Annotated in this window: 26 protein-coding genes; 12 read left to right on the top strand and 14 right to left on the bottom strand. The window is 73.5% G+C overall.

Translation table 11 applies throughout. The features are described 5' to 3' along the window. Positions 1–14: 14 nt before the first annotated feature. The 10 genes from ACLJQZ_RS05795 to ACLJQZ_RS05750 form a co-directional block, all read right to left on the bottom strand. Positions 15–1,094, bottom strand: a complete 1,080-nt coding sequence (locus ACLJQZ_RS05795) for an ATP-dependent DNA ligase (RefSeq protein ID WP_410619005.1) — start codon at positions 1,092–1,094, stop codon at positions 15–17. 26 nt (positions 1,095–1,120) lie between these two features. Then, entirely contained in the window at positions 1,121–1,720 is a 600-nt protein-coding gene (locus ACLJQZ_RS05790; protein ID WP_410619004.1) for an alkaline shock response membrane anchor protein AmaP, read from the bottom strand. Beyond that, entirely contained in the window at positions 1,717–2,253 is a 537-nt protein-coding gene (locus ACLJQZ_RS05785; RefSeq protein WP_410619003.1) for a DUF6286 domain-containing protein, read from the bottom strand. The genes ACLJQZ_RS05790 and ACLJQZ_RS05785 overlap by 4 nt, the downstream gene beginning before the upstream one ends. 2 nt (positions 2,254–2,255) lie before the next feature. Beyond that, on the bottom strand, positions 2,256–2,606 hold the full coding sequence (locus ACLJQZ_RS05780) for a hypothetical protein (RefSeq protein WP_410619001.1): 351 nt from the start codon (positions 2,604–2,606) through the stop codon (positions 2,256–2,258). Beyond that, positions 2,603–2,779: a hypothetical protein gene (locus tag ACLJQZ_RS05775; protein WP_013224542.1), complete on the bottom strand. Its 177-nt coding sequence runs from the start codon at positions 2,777–2,779 to the stop codon at positions 2,603–2,605. Before ACLJQZ_RS05775 ends, ACLJQZ_RS05780 begins: the two co-directional genes overlap by 4 nt. 43 nt (positions 2,780–2,822) lie before the next feature. Next, positions 2,823–3,086, bottom strand: a complete 264-nt coding sequence (locus ACLJQZ_RS05770; protein ID WP_410619000.1) for a hypothetical protein — start codon at positions 3,084–3,086, stop codon at positions 2,823–2,825. Then, positions 3,083–3,520 (bottom strand): Asp23/Gls24 family envelope stress response protein, encoded by a 438-nt coding sequence (locus ACLJQZ_RS05765; RefSeq protein WP_410618999.1) that lies wholly within the window; start codon positions 3,518–3,520, stop codon positions 3,083–3,085. Before ACLJQZ_RS05765 ends, ACLJQZ_RS05770 begins: the two co-directional genes overlap by 4 nt. A 91-nt stretch (positions 3,521–3,611) precedes the next feature. Continuing rightward, positions 3,612–4,013 carry a hypothetical protein gene (locus ACLJQZ_RS05760; RefSeq protein WP_410618997.1) on the bottom strand — a complete coding sequence of 134 codons (402 nt, stop codon included), beginning with the start codon at positions 4,011–4,013 and terminating at the stop codon, positions 3,612–3,614. Then, positions 4,013–4,573 carry an RNA polymerase sigma factor gene (locus tag ACLJQZ_RS05755; RefSeq protein ID WP_410618996.1) on the bottom strand — a complete coding sequence of 187 codons (561 nt, stop codon included), beginning with the start codon at positions 4,571–4,573 and terminating at the stop codon, positions 4,013–4,015. Before ACLJQZ_RS05755 ends, ACLJQZ_RS05760 begins: the two co-directional genes overlap by 1 nt. Further along, positions 4,570–5,304, bottom strand: a complete 735-nt coding sequence (locus ACLJQZ_RS05750; protein ID WP_410618994.1) for a dihydrofolate reductase family protein — start codon at positions 5,302–5,304, stop codon at positions 4,570–4,572. Before ACLJQZ_RS05750 ends, ACLJQZ_RS05755 begins: the two co-directional genes overlap by 4 nt. A gap of 101 nt (positions 5,305–5,405) precedes the next feature. On the opposite strand from ACLJQZ_RS05750, the gene zapE reads away from it, so the two are divergent. Next, complete coding sequence (zapE, locus tag ACLJQZ_RS05745) at positions 5,406–6,419, top strand: cell division protein ZapE (RefSeq protein ID WP_410618992.1); 1,014 nt, start codon at positions 5,406–5,408, stop codon at positions 6,417–6,419. Here the strand turns inward: zapE and ACLJQZ_RS05740 are convergent. The 4 genes from ACLJQZ_RS05740 to rocD form a co-directional block, all read right to left on the bottom strand. After that, positions 6,382–6,939 carry a phosphatase PAP2 family protein gene (locus tag ACLJQZ_RS05740; RefSeq protein ID WP_410619071.1) on the bottom strand — a complete coding sequence of 186 codons (558 nt, stop codon included), beginning with the start codon at positions 6,937–6,939 and terminating at the stop codon, positions 6,382–6,384. The two genes, zapE and ACLJQZ_RS05740, sit on opposite strands and share 38 nt — an antisense overlap. 68 nt (positions 6,940–7,007) lie before the next feature. Continuing rightward, a complete protein-coding gene (locus tag ACLJQZ_RS05735; RefSeq protein WP_410618991.1) occupies positions 7,008–8,306 on the bottom strand; it encodes a glycoside hydrolase 5 family protein in 1,299 nt (432 codons plus the stop codon). An 84-nt stretch (positions 8,307–8,390) separates the two neighbouring features. After that, positions 8,391–9,749 carry a DUF2252 domain-containing protein gene (locus tag ACLJQZ_RS05730; RefSeq protein WP_410618989.1) on the bottom strand — a complete coding sequence of 453 codons (1,359 nt, stop codon included), beginning with the start codon at positions 9,747–9,749 and terminating at the stop codon, positions 8,391–8,393. Positions 9,750–9,852: 103 nt separating this feature from the next. Next, complete coding sequence (rocD, locus tag ACLJQZ_RS05725) at positions 9,853–11,088, bottom strand: ornithine--oxo-acid transaminase (RefSeq protein WP_410618988.1); 1,236 nt, start codon at positions 11,086–11,088, stop codon at positions 9,853–9,855. Between the two features lie 162 nt (positions 11,089–11,250). On the opposite strand from rocD, the gene ACLJQZ_RS05720 reads away from it, so the two are divergent. From ACLJQZ_RS05720 to merB, 11 genes are all read left to right on the top strand, one after another. Continuing rightward, positions 11,251–12,105, top strand: coding sequence for a PPK2 family polyphosphate kinase (locus ACLJQZ_RS05720; protein ID WP_410618987.1), 855 nt, complete (start codon positions 11,251–11,253; stop codon positions 12,103–12,105). A 20-nt stretch (positions 12,106–12,125) separates the two neighbouring features. Next, positions 12,126–14,225 carry a prolyl oligopeptidase family serine peptidase gene (locus tag ACLJQZ_RS05715; RefSeq protein ID WP_410618986.1) on the top strand — a complete coding sequence of 700 codons (2,100 nt, stop codon included), beginning with the start codon at positions 12,126–12,128 and terminating at the stop codon, positions 14,223–14,225. Continuing rightward, on the top strand, positions 14,222–15,172 hold the full coding sequence (locus ACLJQZ_RS05710) for an LLM class F420-dependent oxidoreductase (RefSeq protein ID WP_410618985.1): 951 nt from the start codon (positions 14,222–14,224) through the stop codon (positions 15,170–15,172). Before ACLJQZ_RS05715 ends, ACLJQZ_RS05710 begins: the two co-directional genes overlap by 4 nt. Before the next feature lie 63 nt (positions 15,173–15,235). After that, a complete protein-coding gene (locus tag ACLJQZ_RS05705) occupies positions 15,236–15,616 on the top strand; it encodes a hypothetical protein (RefSeq protein WP_410618984.1) in 381 nt (126 codons plus the stop codon). A 359-nt stretch (positions 15,617–15,975) separates the two neighbouring features. Further along, positions 15,976–17,421: a pyridoxal phosphate-dependent decarboxylase family protein gene (locus ACLJQZ_RS05700; protein WP_410618983.1), complete on the top strand. Its 1,446-nt coding sequence runs from the start codon at positions 15,976–15,978 to the stop codon at positions 17,419–17,421. Beyond that, on the top strand, positions 17,418–18,704 hold the full coding sequence (locus tag ACLJQZ_RS05695; protein WP_410618982.1) for a lysine N(6)-hydroxylase/L-ornithine N(5)-oxygenase family protein: 1,287 nt from the start codon (positions 17,418–17,420) through the stop codon (positions 18,702–18,704). Before ACLJQZ_RS05700 ends, ACLJQZ_RS05695 begins: the two co-directional genes overlap by 4 nt. Further along, the gene (locus tag ACLJQZ_RS05690) at positions 18,701–20,440 is read left to right on the top strand and encodes an IucA/IucC family protein (RefSeq protein ID WP_410618981.1); all 1,740 of its coding nucleotides are present in this window, start codon (positions 18,701–18,703) and stop codon (positions 20,438–20,440) included. Before ACLJQZ_RS05695 ends, ACLJQZ_RS05690 begins: the two co-directional genes overlap by 4 nt. Next, positions 20,437–21,762 carry a glutamine synthetase gene (locus tag ACLJQZ_RS05685; protein WP_410619069.1) on the top strand — a complete coding sequence of 442 codons (1,326 nt, stop codon included), beginning with the start codon at positions 20,437–20,439 and terminating at the stop codon, positions 21,760–21,762. The genes ACLJQZ_RS05690 and ACLJQZ_RS05685 overlap by 4 nt, the downstream gene beginning before the upstream one ends. Before the next feature lie 64 nt (positions 21,763–21,826). Then, positions 21,827–23,239 (top strand): Si-specific NAD(P)(+) transhydrogenase, encoded by a 1,413-nt coding sequence (gene sthA, locus ACLJQZ_RS05680; protein WP_328649744.1) that lies wholly within the window; start codon positions 21,827–21,829, stop codon positions 23,237–23,239. 59 nt (positions 23,240–23,298) lie between these two features. Next, positions 23,299–25,218: an intein-containing Rv2578c family radical SAM protein gene (locus ACLJQZ_RS05675; protein WP_410618980.1), complete on the top strand. Its 1,920-nt coding sequence runs from the start codon at positions 23,299–23,301 to the stop codon at positions 25,216–25,218. A 340-nt stretch (positions 25,219–25,558) separates the two neighbouring features. Next, positions 25,559–26,161: an organomercurial lyase gene (gene merB, locus ACLJQZ_RS05670; protein ID WP_247049093.1), complete on the top strand. Its 603-nt coding sequence runs from the start codon at positions 25,559–25,561 to the stop codon at positions 26,159–26,161. The last annotated feature ends 55 nt before the right edge of the window (positions 26,162–26,216 follow it).

Below are 26,216 nucleotides of genomic sequence, written 5' to 3'. Positions count from 1 at the left end.
GTGTGGGACGCGGGTTAGCGGGTACGCACCACCTGGCCGCGGAACACGGCGTCGAGGTCGTAGCGGGCCGGCTCGTCGAGCTGGCCGTAGTCGCACGACGCGGGTTCGCGGTCCGGGCGCCACCGCACGAACCGCGCGTTGTGCCGGAACCGCGACGGCATGCCGCCCTCGGTGTTCTCGTAGGCCACCTCGACGACGCGCTCGGGCCGCAGCGGCACCCATTCGTGCTCGGTGGCGCGCCAGCGGGTGATCCCGCCGGGGATCCGCTGCGCCTCGCCGGTGGCCTTGCCGCCCCACGGGTGGTCCTCGCCGTCGGTGATCAGCGGCGCCAGCTCCTCGGCCAGCTCGCGACGGCGGTCCTTCGGGAACGACCCGATCGTGCCGACGTGGTGCAGCACGCCCGCGTCGTCGTGCAGGCCGAGCAGGAACGAGCCGACGAGGTCGCCCGGGCCGCCGTCGACGTGCCAGCGCAGCCCGGCCAGCACGCAGTCGGCGGTGCGCAGGTGCTTGTACTTGAGCAGCACCCGCTTGCCGGGGGCGTACGGCTCGTCCAGCGGCTTGCCGATGACGCCGTCGAGGCCGGCGCCCTCGAACAGCTCGAACCAGTGCCGCGCCGTGTCGGGGTCGGTGGTCGCCGGGGTGAGCGAGATCCGGCCGTCGGCCAGCTTCTCGAGCCGTTCGCGGCGGGCCGACGTCGGTTCGTCGAGGAACGACTCGTCGCCGAGGGCGAGCAGGTCGAACGCGACGAACTCGGCGGGCTGCTCGGCCGACAGCAGCGTGATGCGGCTTTCGGCGGGGTGGATCCGCTCGGTGAGGGCGTCGAAGTCGAGCCGCCCGTCCCGCGCGACGACGAGCTCGCCGTCCAGCACGACCTTCGGCGGCAGGATCTCGAGCAGCCGCGCGACCGCCTCCGGGAAGTACCGGTTGAGCGGCTTCTCGGCACGGGACTGCAGGTACAGCTCGTCGCCGTCGCGGAACACGATGCAGCGGAAGCCGTCCCACTTGGGCTCGAACAGCAGGCCGCCGGAGTCCGGGATGGCCTTGGCGGGCTTGGCGAGCATCGGCTTCAGCGGCGGCTGCAGCGGTAGGGGCATGACGGCATTCTGCGGAACAACGCCGCTCAGCGCACGCGTTTGGCCTGGCCCGTGTCGAGCTCGAGGCGCACGGCCGTCGGCAGGACGTCGAGGCCGAGGGAGGCGCGCGCCCTGGTCAGCACGCGCAGGTCGAGGTCTTCCCAGACGCGCTTGAGGTCGGTGCCCTCGTGCAGGTACAGGGTGATGCGCAACGCGGGAGAAGTCCGGGAGCCGACCGCGCGGACCCGGGCGCGGCTGACGCCGTCGAGCTGCTCCGCGTCGGCTTGGACCGCGCCCGAGATCGCGCCCGCCGTGACGACCAGCTCGGCGCCCTCGGCGTCGTCGAGGGCCAGGTCGGGCCGCGGTTCCGGGCGCAGCGACCGCACCGCCCAGCGCAGGCCCAGCACGAACAGGAGCAGGCCGAGCACGATCGCGGCGACGCGGGCCGGGGTGGCGTGCCCGCCCAGCCACTCGACGGCCATCGGGTCGAGCAGCGGGCGCCGGCCGCGGAACTCGCCCAGCCAGCCCGCGCCGACGACCAGCGCCAGCGCGCCGCCGAGCAGGGCCAGCAGCCCGACGAGGAACGTCAGCACGCGTTCGCCCGCGTACGACCGGGAAAGCGCCTTCGTGGCGACTGACCTGCTCATCGGCGGTCCTTCGGCGAGTCGACGACGACGCTGACCTTCGGCCGCCGGGCCAGCGGGACGTCGTCGAGCAGCGTGGCCACGGTCTCCAGCAGGCGCGGCCGCAGCTCGCCCTCGGTTTCGAGCCTGCTGGTCGCGCGGACCCGGACCCGGCGGGCGCTGGCGGTGACCGTCGCGCCCGCGACGTTGTCCTGCGCCCGCACCACGAGCCCGACGAGCCGGGCCAGCGACCGCGGGGACGTCGAGACGCTGACCTCGTCGGCCGGGTCGGTCAGCCGGACCGCGCGGTTGCCGGCGGCCAGCGCGCACAGCAGCAGCACCAGGCCCGCGACGGCGAGCACGACGGCGCCCACACGCACGGTGTAGGCGTCCCAGCCGAGGGACGCGAGTTCGCTCTGCCAGCGCGGCCACGGCACCAGCAGCGGCCCGGACCCCGGGCGCCACCAGTGCCAGCCGACCTCGAGCGCGAGCAGGATCCCGGCGCCGGCGAAGGCCAGGCCGAGCAGGGTGGACAGGAGCCGGACGACCAGGCGCACGGTTACCGCACCCTCGGCGGGACGTCGGGCAGCAGCGCCGACACCGTCACGGCCAGGGTCCGCACCTGGTAGGACGTGATCCGCTCGACCTCTTCGACGACCCGCTCGCGGACGACGCCGACGACCGCGCGCACCGCCGTTGGGTAGTGCAGGGCGAGGTCCAGCGCCAGATCCACCTCGTCATCGTGGCCGCCGACCCGCGCGTTCGCGCCCTTCTTGCCGGCCCGCGCGGTGCCGGGCACCTGGTCGGCGGCGTGCTGGGCGACCTTGCGCACCACCGCGTGCCCGATGGTGAGGGTGCCGCGCTCGTCCGGTTCGGCGAGCTCGCGCGGCACGTCGAGGAGCCTGCTCACTTGTCGCGGCCCTTCCCGAACAGCTCGCCGAGGTCGAGTTCGCCGTCGAGCACCCGGCCGGCGACCAGCCCGATGATCCCGACGGCCAGGGTCACCAGGAACGCGGTGAACCCCTGGGTCGCGGCCAGGCCGAGGATGAGCCCGGCCAGGAGCCCGGTCTGCGTTGCGTTCACTTTGTCCTCCAAGGACAGGCGGGGAGAAGTTCATACAGGGAGGTCATTGCACGCGGGGCGGACGGCGGCGCTTGCGCAGGCGCGCGAGCACCGCGGCCACTCCGCGGCGGTTCACCACGAAGCGGATCGGCGCGTCGAACCGGGCGTCACCCCTCTCCGAGTCCACTTCGGACCGCCCGGCGCGGAACCGGGCGAGCCCGGCGGCGAACTCGGCCGGGTCGCCGCCGACGTCGGGGTGGTGGGTGCGCACGAACTCCCGGAAGGCCGCGCGGGCCTCCGGGTCGTCCCGTGCGCCCCGCGCGGTCACTCCACCCGCGACGGGAGTTCGGGCTCGTCCTCGCCCGGCAGGTGGATGTCGTTGACGGCGATGTTGACCTCGATCACCTCGAGGCCGGTGATCTGCTCGACGGCGGTGATCACGTTGCGCCGCACCGCGCGGGCGAGGTCGGCGATGCGCGCGCCGTACTCGACGACGACGTCGAGGTCGATCGCGGTCTGCTTCTCGCCGACCTCGACCGAGACGCCGGACGTGGTGACCGTGCCGGAGCCGGGGATGCGCTCGCGCAGGGCGCTGAACGCCCGCGACATGCCGCCGCCCAGCGCGTGCACCCCGGTGACCTCGCGGGTGGCCATCCCGGCGACCTTCTGCACCACCAGCGACGAGATCGTGGTGCGGCCGGCGGCGCCCTCCTCGTTGAGCGGGGTCACCAGGCCGGGGCTTTCGGTCCGTTCCGGATGCATGCCTGCAGGCTCCTTTCGAGCGGTCTTGTCGTTCCTACGATGCCCGCGACCACGGGGCTCTCACGCAAGGTCACCCATTCGGGGGAATGTTTCAGTCGGGGTGGACGTCGACGACGTGCACGTTGACCACGGTGGCCACGCCCAGCTGCCGCGACAGCTCCGCGGTGATCTCCCGCCGGAGCGTCTCGGCGGCTTCGTCGGCGGTGAGGCCGAAGCGGACCGACACCAGCACCTGGACCACGTCGTCCTCGACCCCGACGGCCGAGATCCGCACGCCCGCCGGCGCCCGCGCGGCGGCGATCGCCGAGGCCAGGCGGCCGACGACCCGCTCGGTCACGCGCAGGCTGCCTTCCTCGCCGGGCACGTCCACCGCCGTCCGGCGGCCGCGGGCCACCGTGCGCAGCACGCGTTCGACCAGGCCGGGCGGGGTCGGCACCCGGCGGCGGGCGGCCGCGCGCACGGCGTCCCAGCGGGGGTCCTGTTCCGGGTCCATCACCGCTCCCTCAGCTCGGCGAGCAGCGCCACCCTGGCCCGGTGCAGGCGGGAGCGCAAGGCGCCGACGTTCACGTCGAGCACTTCGGCGACCTCTTCGTAGCTCAGCCCTTCCAGTTCGCGCAGCACCAGCGGCACCCGCTGGGACAGCTCGAGCCGGCCGATCGCGCGCAGCACGGCGTCGACCTCCTCGGCGCGCACGACGCGCCCCTCCGGCCCGGGCTCGGCCGCCGCGAGCAGCGCACTGTCCAGAGTGGACTGCCCGGCGGGCTCGGGTGAGTCCAGCGAGATCGTCGGCTTCCGGCGGCGCAGCATCGCGAGGGCGCCGTTGGTGACGACGCGGTAGAGCCACGTCGAGACGGCCGACTCGTGCCGGAAGCCGCCCAGCGAGCGCCAGGCGGCCAGCCACGCCTCCTGCACGACGTCCTCGGCCTCGCCGGCGCTCCCGGTGATCCGCAGCGCGACCCGGTACATCCGGGGCGTGTGCCGCCGCACCAGCACGCCGAACGCGGCTTCGTCGCCGCCGGCGGCCCGTTCGACCAGCGTGACGTCGTCGGTCATCCGCCACCCCGGCGGTAGCGCAGGAGCGTGAAGCCGTCCTCGACGAGGATCGACGCCAGGGCGAGCCCTCGCGGCGCCGCGAGGGCCGGACCCGCGGCGATGCGCCCGGCGCCGCCCGCCACGAGCAGCGGCGCGACGGTGAGGCACAGCTGGTCGACGAGGTCGGCGGCGATCAGCTCGGCGAACAGGCGCGGCCCGCCTTCGCAGTCGACGCGGCGCAGGCCGCGCCCGGCCAGCAGGTCCAGCGCGAGCGCGAGGTCGACGTCGTCGTCCCCGGCGCGCAGGACCTCGACGCCGCCCAGGTGCGCGGTGTCGGCGCCGGTGGTCGTGACCACGATCGGGGCCACGATCGTGTCGGTGAACAACGGAGAGTGCGGGTCGAGGTCCGCGGTGCGCGTCACGACGGCGATCGGCGGGACGTCCGCCAGCCCGAGCCGGCGCCGGCGCTCGAGCCGCTTCGCACTCGCCCGGACCCCGCGGTAGCCCTCGGCGCGCGCGGTGCCGGCGCCGACCAGGACGACGTCGCAGAGATCGCGTCCGAGCAGGAAGACCTCGCGGTCGGCGGCGTGCGAGAGGCCCGCGGACGTCGTGCCGACCTCGACGGCGCCGTCGGCGGAGGCCACGAAGTTGACCTGGACCCACGACCGGTCGAGGGCCGCCGGGTAGGCGTAGATCGCCTCCAGGTCGGCCCCGGTCAGCTCGCCCGGTGATGGTGGCCACACGCTCCGCACCCAACCATCCCAGCACGCCCGGAAACCCGTTCTCCACCGGGGGATGTGGCTACTCACCGGTGATCCGGGGCCGATCGGGGCGGCGGATAGGCTCTGCGACCATGCCCGCGCACCTGACCGACCGCCGTCCCGTGCTCGGCGCCGACGAGCTGATCACGGCGCTGGTGCCGCCGCCGCGCTTCGACGCGGTGCGGTTCGACACCTACCTCCCGAACCCGGACGAGCCCAGCCAGGCCGCCGCGGTCGAGGCCTGCTCGGCGTTCGCCGGCCGCATCGGCGCGCGACCGGAGAAGAAGAAGTTCCGGCTCTTCGGCGGCTCCTCTCCGGCGCCGTCCGGTCCGATGGGGCTCTACCTCGACGGCGGCTTCGGCGTCGGCAAGACCCACCTGCTGGCTTCGGCGTGGCACGCGGCGCCGTCCCCGAAGGCGTACGGCACGTTCGTGGAGCTGACCCACCTTGTCGGCGCGCTGGGCTTCCCCGAGGCCGTGCGGCGGCTGTCGGAGCACCGGATCCTGGCCATCGACGAGTTCGAGCTGGACGACCCGGGCGACACCACGCTGGTCACGCGGCTGCTGCAGGAGCTGATGGACGCCGGGGTGTACATCGCGGCGACGTCGAACACCCTGCCGGAGAAGCTCGGCGAGGGGCGCTTCGCCGCCGAGGACTTCCTGCGCGAGATCCAGTCGCTGTCGGCCCGGTTCGGCGTCGTGCGCGTCGACGGCCCCGACTACCGGCACCGCGGCCTGCCGGACGCGCCGCCGCCGGTCTCCGCCGACGAGCTGGAGGCGTCCGTCGCGGCCCACGAAGGGTCCACTGTGGACGACTTCGACGCGCTGTGCGCCCACCTGGGCGAGCTGCACCCGTCGCGGTACGGGCGGCTGCTGGACGGCGTCACCCGCGTGCACCTGCGCGGCATCCACCCGGCGCCGGACCAGAACGTCGCGCTGCGGCTGGTGGCGCTGGCCGACCGCCTCTACGACCGCGCGATCCCGGTCGTCGTCTCGGGCGACCCGCTGCCGGCGCTGTTCACCGAGGAGATGATCGAGGGCGGCTACCGCAAGAAGTACCTGCGCGCCATCAGCCGGTTGACGGCGCTGGCACGCGACGCGGCATAGACCACGTGACGAGCACGACGGCGACCGCGAACAGCGTCCCGCCGACGACGTCCGTGAGGTAGTGGTAGCCCATGCCGATCAGCCCGGCCGTGGCCGCGAGCAGCGCCACGGCGCTCAGCACGACGACGTAGGTCTTGCGCGTGAGCAGCACCAGCACGGTCAGCACCGCGACCAGGCTGACGGTGTGGCCGCTCGGGTAGACGAGCGTGTCGTTCTTCCATCGGTGGTACAGCGGCTTGAGCAGCCAGGTGTTGAGCAGGATCGCCAGCAGCGGCCCGCCCAGCGCGAGCGCGGCTTCCCACCGCCGCCCGGCGCGCAGGCAGAGGAAGACGGCGACGGCGGCCAGCGCGAACACGACGTACGGCTCGGTCGGCAGCACCAGGATCCGCGCCGCCGCCGGCCCCAGGTGCGCGACGGCGGCCGCGGCGGCCGAGTCGAGCGCACTGGGCGTGTCACCGCCGGCGAACGGAAGCCCCAGCAGGAGGGCCAGCAGACCGCACCCGGCGGCGAGCGCCCACATCGTCCTCACCCCCGCGAGGGTAGTCGTCACCCGGTCCCGGGGCTGCGCGGCGGACGTCGCCGCCCTGGTCAGGGCTGTACCAGCTCCGTGATGCCCCGCTGCGCCAGGTAGTCCGCGTCGCCGGCTCGGCTCTGCAGCACGAACGCCGCCCGCGTCCCGGCGCCGGCCAGTGCGAAGAAGCGGTCCGAGCCCCGGGCCGGGTCCGCGTCCGGGATGACGATCGCCGTCGTCCGCGGCGCCGGTTCCGGCGGGGTGCGATCGAACTCCGCCACCAGCGCCTTCAACGCCCGGCCGGCGGGCTTGAGGCGGCGGTCGTTCGTGTACAGCCCCAGGTCGTACTCCAGCGGGTTCAGGTTCGGGACCAGCGCCGGGTCGACGTCGTGGGAGCACCACCACGTGAAGCCCAGCGTGTGCGCGCACGACGCCGCGTTGCGGATCGAGCGGGACAGCCACTCGGCGTACCGCGGGCGGGTCGCGTCGCTGAAGTGGATCGACGGGGCCGCACCGTCCTCCTGGATCCAGCACCGCCTCGCCGGGTCCGTCGCGTACGCCTGGGCCACCTGGATCAGGCGCTCCGCGTTGTGCGTCTCGAACGCGCCGAGCGGCGTCGTCTTGAGCGTGCCGAAGAACGACGTCCACGGGTGGATCGCCACGACGTTCCCGGCGTCGGCCAGGCCGGCGCGGGTGAAGTAGCGGCCGTTGTCCCACGGCGCGCGGTCGCAGCCGACCGTGTGCGCCTTTCCCGGTGCGACGCTCTCCGCCGTCTCGCACAGGGTGTGCGCCCACGCGTCGGCCTGCTGCGGCGTCACCGCGAGGCCGGCGAAGGAGTCCCAGTAGTAGTACGGCTCGTTCGACAGGTCGAACCCGAGGAACCGCGGGTGCTTCCCGATCCGTGCGGCCAGCGCCGTGAGCAGCGCGCGCTGGGCGTCGAGGGCCGCTGGGTCGGTGAACCAGTTGACCGGCTCCGGCGTGGTCTGCAGCCAGTTCGGCGTCCAGTAGCGGGCCGAGATGTGGCCGTTGAAGACCGTCACCTCGACGTCGAGGCCGGCCGCGCCCGCGAGGTCGAGAAACCGGTGCAGCCGGTCGAGCTTCTCGCCGCTGACCAGGTGGGGCTCGGGCTGGAACGCCGGCCACAGCAGCATCATCCGGATGTGGTCGAGCCCGAGCGCGGCGATGTCGTCGAGGTCGCGGCGCAGGTCGGCTTCGCGCCAGTCCTCCCACATGTGGAACCAGCGCGTCGAGGGCGTGTAGTTGACGCCCAGCCGGAACGCCCGCCGCTTGGGGGAGGCCAGCGCGGGCGCGGCGGTGGCCGCCAACGCCGTCGCGACCGCTCCCGTGAGCACCGACCGCCGTTTGAGATCCGCCACGCCGCCTCCCTCGCCGTCACCCGTTCACGAAGATCTAGCACGGCGGGGAATTCGTTCTCCAGCGTTGACCGGCTTCCTGTCCGGTCAGGTCCCCGAGAAGGCGGCGTGGTCGGCCTCCGTCCGGTCGGCGTAGCGCACGGCGTACGCGCCGATCGCCTCGTCCAGCTCGGAGTCGTCGGCGAAGTAGCCGGACAGCAGCTGCGGGTGCAGCGACCGCGTGTGGGCCCGGGCGAGCAGCGCCCCGGCGAGCCGGCCGTAGTCGTCGAGGTGGTCCTTCTCCAGCTCCGCCGGGTCGATGTCGCCCTTGAGGTTCCGGAACTGGCGGACGATGTACGGGACGCCGTCGATCGTGGTCCAGCCGAGCAGGATGTCGGTCTCGGCCTGCACCAGCCGGGCGCCGTCGACGATCCGCCGGCCTTCGTGCTCGGCCGCGGGCAGGTCGAGGTACGGCCCGAGCGCCGGTGACGCCGCCTGTTTCACCTGCAGCACCAAGTCTTCGTCGTCGTTGCCGTGCAGCAGCGCGACGTAGCTGCGGAGCCCGACGCTGCCGGTGCCGACGACGCGGAAGGCGACGTCGGCGAGGCGGTAGCGCGAGATCAGCGTCCGCCGCGACTCGCGCAGGGTGTCCACATAGGACGCCAGCCCGGCGGCGACGGCCTCCGCGGTCTGCTCGTCGACGTGCGTCAGCACCGGCGGATCCTCGACGAACCGGTGGCGCGCCAGGCCCGTCCGGTGGTCGTCGACGCGCTCGGTCCACTTCGCGGCGACCTTGGCGCTGTCGTTCTTGCGGGCCTTCTCGGCGGCGTCGGCGAAGTCGTCGATCAGCTCGTCCGCGCGGGCCTTCGACAGCACCGACGAGTCCGGCAGCGCGTTCCAGCTGCGCAGGAACGGCAGCTCGGCCAGCGCGCGGATGGTCCGCCGGTACGACTTCGCCGCGTCCTCGGCGGCTTCGCGGCAGCCGGACTCGCCGATGCCGCCCTCGCGCCCGGCGAGCACGAGGCTCGCGGCGAGCCGTTTGAGGTCCCACTCCCACGGGCCGGGGACGGTCTCGTCGAAGTCGTTGATGTCCATCACGATCTTGCCCTCGGGCGTGCCGAAGAGCCCGAAGTTCGCGGCGTGCGCGTCGCCGCAGAGCTGGGCTTCGAGGCCGGAGACGGGTGTGCGCGCGAGATCGGCGCCCATCAGCCCGGCGGCGCCGCGGAAGAAGGTGAACGGTGACGCGAGCATCCGCTCACGGCGCAGTTCGACCAGCTCGGGCAGCCGTCCTTTGCCACTGGCCTCGAAGTACTGCGCGGGCGTCGGCCGGTCCTTCGCGGCGGCCTCGTGGTCGTGCGCGGTGACCGGCGTCTTGTCCCGGAGCCGCTTCCCCCGCTCGTACAGCTCGGCCGGCGTGACGCTGTCCGCACCGGCCAGCGGCCGCTCCACCCATTCCCCTGATCCCATACCCACCCAACGCCCGATCCGCCCGGTTCGCTCCCGAAAGCCGTGAATGGCCCATTGAGGGACTTAGAGTCCCTCAATGGGCCATTCACGGACAGTCGAGCGGTCAGGCGGGGCGGATGACCTCGGCGATCGCGTCGATGCCGCGGTCCAGCTCTTCGCGGGTGATCACCAGCGGCGGGGCGACGCGCAGCGTGCGGTCGTGCGTCTCCTTGCACAGCACGCCGCGGGCGGCCAGGGCCTCGGACGCCACCCGGCCCTCGGGGCCGCCGGGGGCGATGTCGACGCCCGCCCACAGGCCGCGGCCGCGGACCTCGGACAGCCCGCTCCCGACCAGCTCGGTCAGGCGCGCGTGCAGGTGGGCGCCCAGTTCGGTGGAGCGCTGCTGGAACTCGCCGGTCCGCAGCAGCTTCACCACCGCGCGGCCGATCGCGCAGGCCAGGGGGTTGCCGCCGAACGTCGAGCCGTGCTCGCCCGGCTTCAGCACGCCCAGCACGTCGCGGCTGCCGACCACCGCGGACACCGGCAGGATGCCGCCGCCGAGGGCCTTGCCCAGCGTGTAGACGTCGGCACGGACGCCCTCGTGATCCAGCGCCAGCACCGTGCCGGTGCGGGCCAGGCCGGACTGGATCTCGTCGGCGATCAGTAGCACGTTGTGGTCGTCGCACGCCGCGCGGACGTCGGCGAAGTAGCCCGCCGGCGGCACGATGACGCCGGCTTCGCCCTGGACGGGCTCGAGCAGGACGGCGGCCGTGCGCGGGGTGATCGCATCCCGCAGGGCGGCGGCGTCGCCGTACTTCACCGTGACGAAGCCCGGGGTGAACGGGCCGAAGTCGGCACGCGCGGTCTCATCGGTCGAGAACGACACGATCGTGGTGGTCCGGCCGTGGAAGTTGGCGTCGGCGACGATGATCTCGGCGGTGCCGTCCGGCACGCCCTTGACCGTGTGCGCCCACTTGCGGGCGAGCTTGACCGCGGACTCGACGGCCTCGGCGCCCGAGTTCATCGGCAGCACCATCTCGGTGCCGGTCAGCTCGGCCAGCTCGCGGCAGAACAGGCCGAGCTGGTCGTGGTGGAAGGCCCGCGACGTGAGCGTGACGCGGCCGAGCTGCTCGACGGCGGCGCCGATCAGGTCCGGGTGGCGGTGGCCGAAGTTCAGCGCCGAATAGCCGGACAGGAAGTCCAGGTAGGACCGGCCTTCGACGTCGGTCACCGTCGCCCCGGAGGCTTCGGCGATCACGACGGGCAGCGGGTGGTAGTTGTGCGTGCTCCATTGCTCGTCGAGCTCGATGAAGCTCGCGGCGGTGGGGGCGGCGGTTTCCCGGCCGGCGAACGTCGTCATGCGTTCAGGTTAGAGACCTCAGACGCAGAGTTCAGCCGGGAATCGTTGCTTTCACCCGTTGTTCGTTGCGCAATCCGCGGATCGGACCCCCGAATCGCTGCGGCGCCACCCGGCCGGGTGCGTCGACAGGAAAGCCGCCGCTCGACTGGCTATCGTCGCGGGATGGCCAAGAAGAAGGACGAGGGAAGCCGGGTCCGGGACGCGCTGCGGATCACCGGGGAGCTGCCGGACCCGGGCTCGGCGCCGGTCGGGCCCGGCAAGAAGCCGAAGGCCCTCGCCAAGCTCGGCACCGCGGGCGAGCGGCTGTCCGCGCTGCAGGAGGCGCTCTACGCCGAGGGCGTCGGCGGCGGGGGACGCAACGTCCTGCTGGTGCTGCAGGGCATGGACACCTCGGGCAAGGGCGGCACGGTCTCGCACGTGCTCGGCCTGGTCAACCCGATGGGCGTGCGCTACTCGGGGTTCAAGGCGCCGACGGCGGCCGAGCGGCGCCACCACTACCTCTGGCGGATCCGCAAGCAGCTGCCGGTGCCCGGCCAGATCGGCGTGTTCGACCGCTCGCACTACGAGGACATCCTGGTCCCGCGGGTGTCCGGGCTGCTCAGCGCGGAGGAGCGGCGCCGCCGCTACAGCGAGATCAACGCGTTCGAGAAGGAGCTGACCGACGGCGGCACCACCATCGTCAAGGTCTTCCTGCACATCTCGCCCGAGGAGCAGCTCAAGCGGCTGAAGGCCCGGCTGGAGACGCCCGAGAAGCACTGGAAGTACAACCCGGGCGACCTCGAGGCGCGGTCGCACTGGCCCGCTTACCAGAAGGCCTACGCCGACATCTTCGAGAAGACGTCGACCGGGTACGCGCCGTGGCACGTCGTGCCGGCCGACCACAAGTGGTACCGGAACTGGGCCGTCGCGGAGCTGCTCATCGAGACGCTCGCCGAGCTGGACCCGAAGTTCCCGCAGCCGGACTACGACGTCGACGCCGAGCTGGCGAAGCTGAAGGGTGTTGGCGTACCGGCCTGAGCGTCTGGAAGAGTGCGGGCGTGACCGATGTCGACGATCTCCCGTTCCTCCGCAAACAGGCCCGTACCCAGCGCTTCACCCTCGGCGCGCCGAAGGCGTTCCGGGTCGCCCCGGACGGTTCGCGCGTGCTGTTCCTGCGGGCGGAGTCGGGTACCGACCCGCGGCACAGCCTCTGGTCGGCCGACCTCGCGACCGGCGCCGAGACGAAGGTCGTCGACGCCGCCGAGCTGCTGCCCGGCGAGGAGGAGCTGCCGGCCGAGGAGCGGGCGCGGCGCGAACGGGCCCGCGAGACCGGCGGCGGGGTCGTCCACTACGGCGTCGACGCGGGCTTCACGGTCGCGGCCTTCACGCTCTCGGGCAAGCTCTACACCCTGGATCTCGCGTCCGGCGAGGTGACGCTGCGGGTCGACGGCGCGGTCATCGACCCGCGGCCGAGCCCCACCGGCACGCACGTCGCGTACGTGCAGGACCGGCGGCTGCACGTCATCGAGCTGGCCACCGGCGACGACCGGGTACTGGCGGGCGAGGACGACGAAGACGTCTCCTGGGGGCTCGCCGAGTTCATCGCCGCCGAGGAGATGGACCGCACCCGCGGCTACTGGTGGGCCCCGGACGGCGCCGCGCTGCTGGCCGAGCGCGCCGACCGCGGCCCGGTGCCGCGCTGGACCATCGCCGACCCGGCCAACCCGCAGAACCCGGCCAACGTCGTCGCCTACCCGGCCGCGGGCACCACGAACGCGCTGGTCACGCTGGCCGTCCTCGGCCTGGACGGCTCACGCGTCGACGTCGCGCCGGGGGAGTGGGAGTACCTCGCTTCGGTGTACTGGTCGGCGGGCGGCGCGCCGCTGCTGGCCGTCGAGCCGCGGGACCAGACGCGGCTGGACGTGCTCGCCCTCGACGTCACCGACGGCTCGACGTCGGTCGTGCACACCGCCGCCGACCAGCACTGGATCGACATCGTCGGCGGCGTCCCGGCGTGGACGCCGGACGGGCGCCTCGTCACCGAGCGGATGGTCGACGGCGACCACCGGCTCTACGTCGGCGACGACCCCGTCACCCCGGCCGGGCTGCAGCTGCGCGCGGTCCTCGACGTCGGCGACGAGCTGCTCTTCAGCGCGTCCGACGAGGACTCGACGCAGATCCACGTCTACCGCACCGAAAGCGGTTCGATCCACCGGGTGTCCACTGTGGACGGCGTGCACCACGGCGCCGGGTCCGTCGCGGTGACCGTGCTGTCGTCGTGGAGCCTGGAGCACAGCGGCCCGCGCGTCTCGGTGCTGCGCGACGGCGCCGAGGCCGTGTCGATCGCGTCGTCCACTGTGGACCCGGACATCGTGCCGAACCTGACCTGGCTGACGCTGGGGGAGCGCGGCCTGCGCGCCGCCCTGCTGCTGCCGCGCGGGTACGAGCCGAGCGAGGGCAAGCTGCCGGTGCTGCTCGACCCGTACGGCGGCCCGCACGCCCAGCGCGTGCTGCAGAGCCGCAACGCGTTCCTGACGTCGCAGTGGCTGGCCGACCAGGGGTTCGCGGTGCTCGTCGCCGACGGCCGCGGCACGCCCGGGCGCGGCGCGGTGTGGGAGCGCGAGATCCACGGCCGCCTCGCCGACGTCACCCTGCAGGACCAGGTCGACGCGCTGCAGGCCGCGGCGGCGCGGTTCCCGGAGCTGGACGTCGAGCGCGTCGCGATCCGCGGCTGGTCCTACGGCGGTTACCTGTCCGCGCTGGCCGTGCTGCGCCGCCCGGACGTCTTCCACGCGGCGGTCGCGGGCGCGCCCGTCACGGACTGGTCGTTGTACGACACGCACTACACCGAGCGTTACCTCGGGAAGCCGCAGGACGAGGTGGCGAGCTACGCGCACAACTCGCTGATCGAGAGCGCCGGCGAGCTGAGCCGCGCGCTGCTGATCGTGCACGGGCTGGCCGACGACAACGTGTTCGTCGCCCACTCGCTGCGGCTGTCGTCGGCGCTGCTGGCGAAGGGCCGCCCGCACGTGTTCCTGCCGCTGGCCGGGGCCACCCACATGACGCCGCAGGCCGAAGAGGTCGCGGAGAACCTGATGCGCACCCAGGTCGACTGGATCCTGCGTGAGCTTTCCGTCGTGGACAAGGAGAACGCATGAGCCGCTGGGGCCTCACGATCCCGCTGACCGGGGTGCCGCTGACGGCGCACCGCGAGCTGGTCGAGCAGCTGCCGGACCTGGGCTACACCGACGCGTGGACGGCGGAGACCGCGGGCACCGACGCGTTCACGCCGCTCGTGCTCGCGTCGCAGTGGGCGCCGCAGCTGCGGCTGGGCACCGCGATCGTGCCGGTCTACACGCGCGGTCCGGGTTTGCTGGCGATGCAGGCGGCGACGGTCGCCGAACTGGCGCCGGGCCGGTTCGTGCTCGGCATCGGCGCGTCGTCGCCGGTGATCGTCTCGAACTGGAACGCGGCCCCGTTCGAAGAGCCGTTCGCGCGGTCGCGGGACACGCTGCGGTTCCTGCGTTCGGCGCTGACGGGGGAGAAGGTCAGCGAGAAGTACGAGACGTTCGCCGTCTCGAAGTTCCGCCTGGAGCGCCCGGCTGATCCGCCGCCGTCGATCATGCTGGCGGCGTTGCGCCCGGGCATGCTGCGGCTGGCCGCGCGCGAGGCCGACGGCGCGATCACGAACTGGCTGGCGCCGACGGACGTGCCGAAGGTGCGCGCGGTCGTCGGCCCGGACGTCGAGCTGGCGGCCCGGATCTTCGTCTGCCCCACCGAGGACGCCGCCGCGGCACGGGGCCTCGGTCGGATGCTGATCTCGAGCTACCTCACGGTCCCGGTGTACGCGGCGTTCCACGAGTGGCTCGGCCGCGGCGAGGCACTCGCCCCGATGCACGAGGCCTGGGCGGCGGGCGACCGCCAGAAGGCCAACCAGGTCATCCCGGACGCGGTGGTGGACGACCTGATCGTCCACGGCAGCCTCGACTCGTGCCGGGAGCAGATCCAGTCCTATGTGGACAACGGCCTGACCACGCCGATCATCGCGCTGCTCCCCACGGGCGGCGACCCGTTCGAGCAGGTCCGGGCCCTGGCCCCGCGCTGACCTGGATGCCGACCACGGGAAACCCGGTTGCCGCGCAGCGGCGATCGGGTGTTCCCTGGACGGATGCGAAGGAAGACGCCGCAGGAGAAGAAGCGGCTCAGCTACCTGAAGGACCGGCGCGACGACTACGGCGAGAACGCCAAGTCGTCGCGCAAGAACCTGCCGCGCAGCAAGGCTTTCGCGCGCCGGTCCAACCGCGCGCACGAAAGCCTCACCCTGCGCGCGGCGACAGGCAATCCCGACGATGTCCGCGCGGAAGCGGCGGAACAACGGCTGCTTTCCCGGCGTCGCCGGGTGAAGCGCAAGTGGGGTGACCGCGCGCTCGCCGACTACCTCGACTGGAAGCTCGATCGCCGCGCCGGCCGGGAAGACGGCCGGGCGACCCGCCTGATCGAGGCCCGAGACCGCGTCCGCAGGCGCCTCGGCCGCCCCGACTCGGACTAGCCCGGCCTTTCCGGTCGCCGTGGTGGCCACTCCGGTCACTGTGTTGGCCGTTGCCGGGCGGCCCGGCCGTTCCCGAACGGCCAACACGATGCCCGGAGTGGCCACCACGGCGCCGGGAACGGCCAACACGATGCCCGGAGTGGCCAACACGGCGTCCGGAGTGGCCACCACGGCGGGCGATCCGCGCTCGCAGCCCGTCGTCACAGCCGGTCACCTTCGGGGCCGAACCTACTCCCGATGGCCGACGCGTTCCCGCCGCTCGGTCGCGCATGCTGGAACGGGGCCGGGTGACAGGCAGCCTTCGGTCGCCGTACTGTTGCTCAGCGTAGGCAAGGCAACCCTAAGGAAGGCGGGGGTCCATGCGGGCAGACGGGCTGGCCGGGGGCGAAGGCGGCGCTGACCGGCTCGGGGAGCTGATCCCGGCGGCACTGCGCGGCATGGCGGCCGGGGTGGCCGAACGCGGCGGGCCGGTGCCGGCCGGCGGACCCGCCGCGGTGGCCGCGGCGCTCGCCGGTGAAGGGGGCGCGCTGCCACGCCACGGCGTCGGCGCCGAAGCCGCGCTGGAGGAGCTCAGCCGGCTGCTCGCGGCGGGCTCGGCCGATCCCGCCGACCCGGCCTGCGCGGCTCACCTGCACTGCCCGCCGCTCGCGGTGTCCGTCGCCGCCGACGTCGTGGCGAGCGCGCTCAACCCGTCGATGGACTCCTGGGACCAGGCGCCGGTGGCCAGCGAGCTGGAACGCGAGTTCACCACCGGCATCGCCCGCCTCTGCTACCCGGGCGCGGCCGCGCCGGACGCCGTCGTGACCACCGGTGGCACCGAATCCAACCTGCTCGGGCTGCTGCTGGCCCGCGAGCGGGACGCGCACGTCCGGCCCGTCTGCGGCGTCAACGCCCATCACAGCGTGGCCCGCGCGGCCTGGCTGCTCGGCCTGCCCGCGCCGGTCGTCGTCGCGTGCGAGGGTGATCGCCTGCTCCCGGCCGCGCTCGCCGAAACCCTCCGCGACCTGGGCACGCCCGCCGTCGTCGTCGCGACCGCCGGCACCACCAACACCGGCACGATCGACCCGCTGCCCGAGATCGCCGGAATCTGCCGCCAAGCGGGCGCCCGGCTGCACGTCGACGCCGCGTACGGCGGGATGGCGCTGTGCAGCACCGCGCTCCGGACGCAGCTCGCCGGGCTGGAGCAGGCCGACTCCGTCGCGCTCGACCTGCACAAGTTCGGCTGGCAGCCGGTCGCGGCCGGGCTCTTCGCCGCCCGCGAGGCCGCCGACCTCGGCGCGCTGACCGTGCGGGCCGAGTACCTCAACGCCGACGACGACACCGAGGCCGGCCTGCCGGACCTGCTCGGCCGCTCGATCCGCACGTCGCGGCGGCCGGACGCGTTCCGGATGGCCGTCACCGTGCGAGCGCTGGGCACCGACGGTCTCGGCGCGCTCGTCGAGCACTGCTGCGACACCGCCGGCGAGGTCGCGGCCGTCGTCGACGCCCACCCCGGCCTGCGCCTCTGGGGCGCGCCGGAGCTGTCCACCGTCGTCCTGCGCCCGGTCGTCGCCGAGAACCTCGCGGACGCCGAAGCCGACGAACTGGTCGCCCGGGTGCGTCGCGCGCTGCTGGAGGCGGGTACCGCGGTGATCGGCCGGGCCGCGCTGCCGACCGGCCCCGGCGGCGCGCCGCAGCTGTGGCTCAAGCTGACGCTGCTGCACCCCGGCACCACCGTCGAGGACTACCGCCCGCTGCTGGACCGGATCGCCGCCACCGCGGGCGCCGAGCTCGTCGCGAACCGGGAAAGCCCGGTCGCTTCGTGAGGCGCCACCACCTGGCGGGCATCGGGATCGGGCCGTTCAACCTCTCGCTCGCGGCGCTCGCCGCCCCGGTCGGCGGCCTGGACGCGGTGTTCTTCGACGCCCGCCCGGAGTTCCGGTGGCACCCCGGCCTGCTGGTCGAGGGCGCGAGCCTGCAGGTGCCGTTCCTCGCCGACCTGGTGACGCTGGTCGACCCGACGAACCCGTTGTCGTTCCTCAACTACCTGCGCGACCGCGGCCGGCTGCTGCCCTTCTACTTCGCCGAGCGGTTCCACCTGCCGCGCGCCGAATACGACGACTACGGCCGCTGGGCCGCGGCGCGGCTGCCGTCGTGCCGGTTCGGCCACGAGGTCACCGGCGTCCGCTGGAACGCGGCCGAAGCGGCGTTCGAGCTGACGGTCGCCGGCGCCGAACCGGTGCTGGCCGACGCCGTCGTGCTCGGTGTCGGCTCGGTGCCGTCGGTGCCGGAACCGTTGCGGGACCTGGTTTCGGACCCGGACACGCTCGCGCTGCACTCCGCGGACTACCTCACCCACCGGGCCGCGCTGGTGGCCGCCGAGAGCGTCACGGTCGTCGGGTCCGGGCAGTCGGGGGCCGAGGTCGTCCTCGACCTGCTGCGCTCGCGATCCACTGTGGACGGCCTGCGCTGGCTCGCGCGCACCCCGGCGTTCGCGCCGATGGAGTACTCGAAGCTGGGGCTGGAGCAGTTCACCCCGGACTACACCGCCTACTTCCACGGCCTGCCGAGCGCGGTCCGCGACCGCCTGCTGCCCACGCAGTGGCAGCTGTACAAGGGGATCGACGCCGAGACGATCGCCGCGATCCACGACGAGCTCTACCGCCGCAGCATCGGCGGCGGCTGGCCCGCCGCCGTACTGAGCCCGGGCGTCGAGGTCGTCTCGGCGTCCACTGTGGATGGACAGGTCGACCTGGGGCTCCGGCACGCGCAGCAGGGCCGCAACGGGACCGTGCGCACCGCCGCCGTCGTCGCGGCCACCGGCTACACCGAAACGCCGACCGGGTCGCTGCTGGCCGGGCTCGGCGACGCCGTGCACCGCGACGACCGGGGCCGGCTGGTGGTCGGCGCCGACCACCGCGTCGCCCTCGACCTGCCGGGGCCGCTGTTCGTGCAGAACGCCGAACGGCACACGCACGGGCCGGGCGCCCCCGACCTCGGCCTGGGCGCCTGGCGGGCGGCCGTGATCCTTAACGCCGTGTGCGGCAAGACCGTGCACGAGCTGCCCGACCGCACCGCCTTCACCACGTTCGGCCTGGAGGACAAGTGAGCATCGACGAGGCGGCCGCCTGGCGCGCGGCCGGTGCCCTGATCACGCACAAGATGCTCGGCGAGCTGTCGTACGAGCACATGCTGGAGCCGGTCACCGGCGGCGACAGCTACCGGCTCGAGCTGCCGGACGACGTCACCTACACCTTCCGGGCCCGGCGCGGTGCCTTCGACGCCTGGACGGTGGTCGCGGGCAGCGCGCACCGGTCCGGCGAGCCGGCCACCGACCCGCGCACGCTCGTCGTGGACGCCCGGAAGACGTTGGGGCTCAGCGGGTTGCGGCTGGCCGACGTGCTGGCCGAGCTGACCGCGACGGTCGCGAACGAGGCCGCCCGCCTGCGCCGCGCGCCGACCGCGGCCGAGCTGTCCACACTGGACTACAACGTCGCCGACGGCCACCTGACCGGGCACCCGCGGCTGGTGCTCAACAAGGGCCGCGTCGGCTTCTCCGCGCTCGACCGCGCGCGGTTCGCGCCGGAGGCCGGGGCCGACGTCCGGCTGCGCTGGTTCGCCGTCCACCCCGGCCACGCCGAGTTCCGCTGTGTCGACGAGCTGAGCCGGGACGCCTTGCTGGCCGCCGAACTCGGCGACCTGCGGGCCGAGTTCGCCGGCCGCGCGCCCGACGACTACGTGTGGGTGCCGGTGCACCCGTGGCAGGCCGACGAAATCCTCGGCACGCTCTACGCCGCCGAGCTGGCCACCGGCGTCATGATCGACCTCGGCGAGAGCGCCGACGGTTACCGCGCGCACCAGACGGTCCGGACGCTGGCGAACGTCAGTACGCCCGGCCGGCACGACGTCAAGACCGCGGTGTCGGTGCGCAACACGCTCGTCTACCGGGGGCTCAACTCCGCGGCCACGCTCGCCGGGCCGTCCGTGACGTCGTGGCTGCGCCGGGTCAGCGCGGGCGATCCGTTGCTGGCCGAGAAGTACCGCTTCGGGCTGCTCGGCGAGGTCGCGAGCGTGTCGGTGAAGCACCCGCTGTTCGGGCACCTGGAGGAGCTGCCGTACCGGTTCCACGAGACCCTGGGCGCGTTGTGGCGGGAACCCCTCACCGCGCACCTCGCGGAGGGGGAGCGCGCGATTTCCTTCGCCGCACTGCCTTATCGCGGACCCGACGGCGTCTCGGTGCTCGCCCACCTGATCGGCGACGGCGACCCGGAGGCGTGGCTGACGCGGCTGTTCGACCTGACGCTCACGCCGTTGCTGCAGTGGCTGCTGCGCCACGGCGTCGGGTTCTGCCCACACGGCCAGAACCTGATCCTCGTCGCCGACGCCGCCGGCGTGCCGCAGCGGGTGCTGATCAAGGACTTCGCGCAGGGCGTCGACCTGCTCGACGAACAGCTCGAAAGCTACGAAAGCCTCCCGCCCGAGGCGGCCGCCGACATGCTGCGCTGGCCGGCGCACCTGCTCGCGCAGTCGCTGTTCAGCTCGGTGTTCTCCGGGCAGTTCCGGTTCTGGGCCGAGGTGCTGCTCGACGAGCTGGGCCTGCCGCGGGCGAGGTTCTGGGCGCCGGTGCGCGAGATCGTCGGCCGCTACCGCGACGAGAACCCGGACGTCGCCGCGCGGTTCGACGCGTGCCGGCTGTTCGCGCCGGACGTCGAGCGCGTCACGCTCAACCGCGAGCACTTCGCCGGGCAGGGCTTCGACAAGGTGGAGCGCGACGACGAGTTCGACGTCCGCTTCGGCCGGGTGCCGAACCCGCTGCACAGCGCGGATCCCGGCGGCGCGTGGTGACGCCGTTCGCGCGCCCGGCCGGCCCGCGGTCGCTGGCCGCCCGGCGCGCGGCGGCCGTGACCGGGGAAGGCGTGCTGCGCGGGGTGCTCGCCGAGGACGGCGCGCGGCTGCTCCTGCTGGTGCCCGACCCGCACACCCGCTTCGCCGCTGTCGAGCTGGCCGCGCCGTTCGCCGCCGACGTCCTCACCGACGGCTACGGCGTCTGCAGCTACGTCTTCGCGTGGACGCCCGAGCGCGCGGCGCTGCCGGAGTCCGGGACGCTCGGTGGCTACCTGAATGGCTACCTGGAGGGCTACGGCGACCTGCGGATGCGGCCGGACGCGGCGAGCGCGATCCCGCTCGGCGACCGGACGTGGGCAGTGGTGTGCGACGCCGAGTGGCCGTCCGGGCCGGTCGCGGAGCTGGCCCCGCGCGCGGTGCTGCGCGGGCAGCTCGAAGCCCTCGAAGGACTCGGGCTCGTACCGTCGGTGGGCATCGAGCACGAGGTGGTGTTCCGCGACGCGGCCGGCGCGCCGCTCACCGCGCACGGCGTCGACTACGCGGTCGGCGGCACCGAACGCCTGGCGCCGCTGCTGCGCGACCTGCGGGTGGCGCTCGACGAGGCCGGGCTGGGCGTCGAGTCGGCGCGCGCGGAGTGCCACCCGGGCCAGTACGAGATCGTGCTGCGCCACCGCGACGCCCTCGCCGCCTGCGACGACGTCCTGCTGCAGCGGCTGATCGTCCGCCGGGTCGCGGCGCGCCACGGCGTCACCGCCGACTACCTCGCGGCGCCCGAGCCGGGCCAGGGCAACTCGGGGCACATCCACCTGTCACTGTCCGCCGTGGACGGTTCCGAGCCGGACCTGCTGGGCGGGTTCCTGGCGGGCGTGCTGCGGGACGCGCGGGCGCTGACGGCCGTGTGGTCGCCGACGTGGAACGGTTACGTCCGGCTGCGGACGGCGCCGTTCTCCCCGCGCGAGATCCGGTGGGGCCACGACGACCGGACGTCATCGGTCCGGGTGGCCGGGCCCGTGGCGAACCGCCGCCTGGAGTTCCGGTTCCCGGGCGCCGACGCCCAGCCCCACCTGGTCGTCGCGGCGTTGCTGGCGGCCGGGCGGTTCGGGCTGGAGGAGGGCCTGACGCCGCCGCCGGCCGGGGTGGCCGTGGACGAGCTGGCGACGTCGCCGTGGGAGGCGCTGACGCTGATCTCGGACGGCCGGGCCGGCAAGCTGCTCGGTGTGGACGTCGCGGCCCAGCTGACGGCGTTGCTCACGGAGGAGATCGAGTCCGGTCTGGACGCGGTGACCGACTGGCAGCGGCGCCGGGGCGCCCTCCGGGCCTGACCGCGCACCCCTCTTCACCCGCTGGGGGTTGCGCGGCGGGCTCCGGGTGCGCAGGCTCGACACCGTGAGCGAGCACGAGTACGACCTCATCGTCATCGGTTCGGGCCCGGGTGGGCAGAAGGCCGCCATCGCGGCCGCGAAACTGGGCAAGAAGGTGGCGGTCGTCGACCGGCACGACATGGTCGGCGGGGTGTGCGTCAACACCGGCACGATCCCGTCCAAGACCCTGCGCGAAGCGGTGCTCTACCTGACCGGCATGAACCAGCGCGAGCTGTACGGCGCCAGCTACCGCGTCAAGCAGGACATCACCATCGCCGACCTGCTGGCGCGCACCCACCACGTGGTCGGGCGCGAGGTCCAGGTGGTGCGCGCCCAGCTGATGCGCAACCACGTCGACCTGATCGCCGGCCTCGGCTCGTTCGCCGACCCGCACACCGTGGTCGTCGACGGCAAGCACGCCGGGGACCGCCGGACGCTGACCGGGGACTACGTCGTGATCGCCACCGGCACCCGGCCCGCGCGGCCCGGGCACGTCGACTTCGACGCCGCCCGCGTGCTGGACTCCGACGAGATCCTGCGGCTCGAACAGATCCCGTCGTCGCTCGTCGTGGTCGGCGCGGGCGTGATCGGCATCGAGTACGCGTCGATGTTCGCCGCGCTCGGCTCGCGCGTCACCGTGGTCGAGCAGCGCGACCAGATGCTCGACTTCTGCGACCCCGAGATCGTGGAGTCGCTGAAGTTCCAGCTGCGCGACCTCGGCGTCACGTTCCGGTTCGGCGAGAAGGTCGCCGACGTCGCGGTGTCCGACGACGCGACGATCACCACGCTGGTCAGCGGCAAGCGCATCCCGGCCGACGGCGTGATGTACTCCGCCGGCCGCCAGGGCATGACCGGCTCGCTTGCGCTGGAGGAGGCCGGGCTGGCCGCGGACGAGCGCGGCCGGCTCGTCGTCGACGAGCACTACCGCACCGAGGTCCCGCACATCTACGCCGTCGGCGACGTGATCGGCTTCCCGGCCCTCGCGGCGACGTCGATGGACCAGGGCCGGCTCGCGGCCTACCACGCGTTCGGCGAGCCGGCGAACGGCCTCGGCGCGCTGCAGCCGATCGGCATCTACACGATCCCGGAGATTTCGTACGTCGGGGCGACCGAAGCCCAGCTGACGTCGTCGTCGGTGCCGTACGAGGTCGGCATCGCCCGCTACCGCGAGCTCGCGCGCGGCCAGATCACCGGCGACAGCTACGGCATGCTGAAGCTGCTGGTGTCCACGAAGGACCGGAAGCTGCTGGGCGTGCACGTGTTCGGCACGGGCGCGACGGACCTGGTCCACATCGGACAGGCGGTGATGGGCTGCGGCGGCACGGTCGACTACCTCGTCGACGCGGTGTTCAACTACCCGACGCTTTCGGAGGCCTACAAGGTGGCCGCGCTGGACGCCACCAACAAGATCCGCGCCTTGGACCGATTCACCTCCTGACGCCCCATCCGCACCACCCGTCCCACCCGCCGCGAACGCGTTTGACACCCGAATAGAACATGTGTTCGACTGCCGGAGTGCGATGGGATCGGCAGCGAGCAGGGGAGGGTGAGCCGGCACTGCCCGGGCTGGAAGGCCTGGTGCGGTCCGTGCGGTCACCGGAATTCGACGGCGTCACCTTTCACGAGGTGCACGCCCGCTCGGTGCTGAACAAGGTGCCCACGGGCTCCGGGGTGCCGTTCAGCTGGACGGTCAACCCGTACCGTGGCTGCTCCCACGCCTGCACCTACTGCCTGGAAGGCGGCACCCGGATCCTGCTCGCCGACGGCCGGACGCGGGCGCTGTCGGAGCTGAAGGTCGGCGACGCGATCTACGGCACCCGCGGCCACGGCGCGGCGCGGCGGCTGGTGCCGACCACGGTGCTCGCGCACTGGACGACGTTGCGCGACGCCTACCGCGTCACCCTCGACGACGGCACGCGGCTCGTCGCGAGCGGCGATCACCGGTTCCTCACCTCCAAGGGCTGGAAGCACGTCACCGGCAGCAAGCTCGGCGCCGCCCAGCGGCCGCACCTGACCCCCGGGGCCGAGCTGATCGGCGTCGGCCGGTTCGCGCCGACGCCCGACGAGACGCTCGGCTACCGCGCCGGCTACCTGTGCGGGATGCTGCGCTCCGGCGGGTTCGGCGCGGAGGCGGACGCGGCCGCGCGGGCGCTGGAGTACCTGCCCGACTTCGGGGCGTCGGTCGGCTTCCTGAAGGTGCCCGCCGACCCGGACGCGCACTGGCGGCGCGGGTTCCTCGCCGGCGTCTTCGACCTCGCCGGCAGCCACGGCCGCGGCATGCTGTCCGTCGCGCACGACGAGCCGGAGATCGCCGACGCCTTCGCAGCCGCGCTCACCGGTTTCGGCTTCGCGCACCAGGTCGACGAAGTGCCGAAGTTCCCGACGCGCCAAGAGGTCCGGTTGCTCGGCGGCGCCGGCGAGGTCCTCCGGTTCCTGCACCTGAGCAACCCGGCGGTCGCCTGGAAACGCTCGCTCGACGGCTCGGTGATCGGCGCCAGCCGGCGGCGCGTCGAGGCGATCGAGCCGCTGGGCCTGCAGCTCCCGCTGTTCGACATCACCACCGGCACCGGCGACTTCATCGCCGACGGCATGGTGTCGCACAACTGCTTCGCCCGGAACACCCACACCTACCTGGACTTCGACGCCGGCCGCGACTTCGACACCCAGGTCGTCGTCAAGGTCAACGCCCCGCAGGTGCTGGCGGCGCAGCTGAAACGGCCGTCCTGGCGGCGCGAGCCCGTCGCGATGGGCACCAACACCGACCCGTACCAGCGCGCGGAGGGCCGTTACGGGCTGATGCCGGGCATCGTCACGGCGCTCGCGCGGTCCGGCACGCCGTTGTCGGTGCTCACGAAGGGCACCGTGCTGGCCCGGGACCTGCCGCTGCTGCAGCGCGTCGCGGCGGACGTCCCGGTCGGCCTCGCCGTGTCGATCGCGCTGCTCGACCGCGAGCTGCAGCACCGCCTCGAACCCGGCACGCCGAGCCCGCAGGCGCGGCTGGAGCTCGTCCGCAAGGCCCGTGAGGCCGGGCTGCCGTGCTCGGTACTGGTGGCGCCGGTGCTGCCGTGGCTGACCGACTCCGCCGAGGCCCTCGACGCGCTGTTCGCGCGCCTGGCCGAGGTGGGCGCGTCGAGCGTGACGGTCATCCCGCTGCACCTGCGCCCGGGCGCCCGCGAGTGGTTCGGCCGCTGGCTGGCCGGCACGTACCCGGCGCTGGTCCCGCGCTACCGGGAGCTGTACGCGAAGGGGAGCTACGTGCAGAAGGCGTACCGCGAGCGGCTCGGCGAGCGGGTGGCGCCGCTGCTGCGACGGCACGGGCTGGCCCCGAAGACGGGGTACGAGGTACGGACGCCGGAGCCGCCGGTGCCGCCGCGGGGGGAGGACGTACCGCCCGCCGAGCAGCTGCGGTTGCTGTGACGGCCTTGCGGTGCCCTGTCACGGCGGAGCGCGTCCGGTGCTCACTCAGCGGGACGGCTCCCGCGCGCCGGGCGATTCCGGCTACTCTGACGGCCCAGTGGGTCAGCACCCGCGGCGAGTCCTTTGACTGTCCTTTATGGACCACGATTGCGGTACGTGATCCTCCCACCGGGCGGCCGTGTGAGTGAGGCCGTCACCCCCGACAACCGTGACGCTGCACCGTTCGCCGTAACCCGGCGGGTGGTGTCGGGTGCTTGCGGGAAAATGTCCGATCGTGTCGTTGTCGGGCCCCCTCACCGACGCCTAACGTCGAAGGGATCGATCCGAAAGGAGCCGGACGTTGACGACCTCGCAGACCGACCGTGTCGCGGCGGCCCGGCTCGCCTGGGCCGCGCTGAAGCTGACCCGGGCCGGCCGTCACCCGGTGGGCGTCGACCGGCTCGCCGGGACCGTCGGCGTCACCCCGGCCGAAGCGCGCCGGCTCGTCGAGCTGATCGGCTTCACCCTGCACCGCGACCTCGTCTCGACCGGACCCGCGCCGCGCGGGAGCCACCAGCGGCTCGAGCCCGCCGAAGGCACCCTCGGCGCCGGCCCGGACGGCTCCGTCGACATGTTCCTGCTGGCCCTGGCGACCAACGAGCGCGTGCACGCCGTCGCGACCTGCCCGGTCACCGGCACCCGCATCCGCATCGAGCTCACCCCGTGGGGGATCCTGCAGGCCGATCCGGCCTCCGCCGTCGTCGCCGCGGTCGACCTCGGCTTCGACCTCGACCGCGTCGATGCCGTCGCCTGCGCCGGTCAGCCGTTCTTCGCGTCCGCGTCGGCGGCGGCGAACTGGCTGGTCTCGCACCCCGGCGGGCGCATCTACCAGGTCGCCGCCTACCTGGCCCAGGCCCACCGGCTGGTGGCCGCGCTGGAGGCCCGCCCGAAGTTCGTGCTCTGACACCTGGCACCGCCAGAAGTCAAACCTGCCGACGTCGTACGCTGGGTGGTTCGTT

It is taken from the genome of Amycolatopsis sp. cmx-8-4 (genome assembly GCF_046548675.1).
In the GTDB taxonomy this organism is placed as follows: domain Bacteria; phylum Actinomycetota; class Actinomycetes; order Mycobacteriales; family Pseudonocardiaceae; genus Amycolatopsis.
The sequence above is the reverse complement of the archived record's forward strand: the minus strand, read 5'-3'. Positions and strand labels throughout refer to the sequence as shown.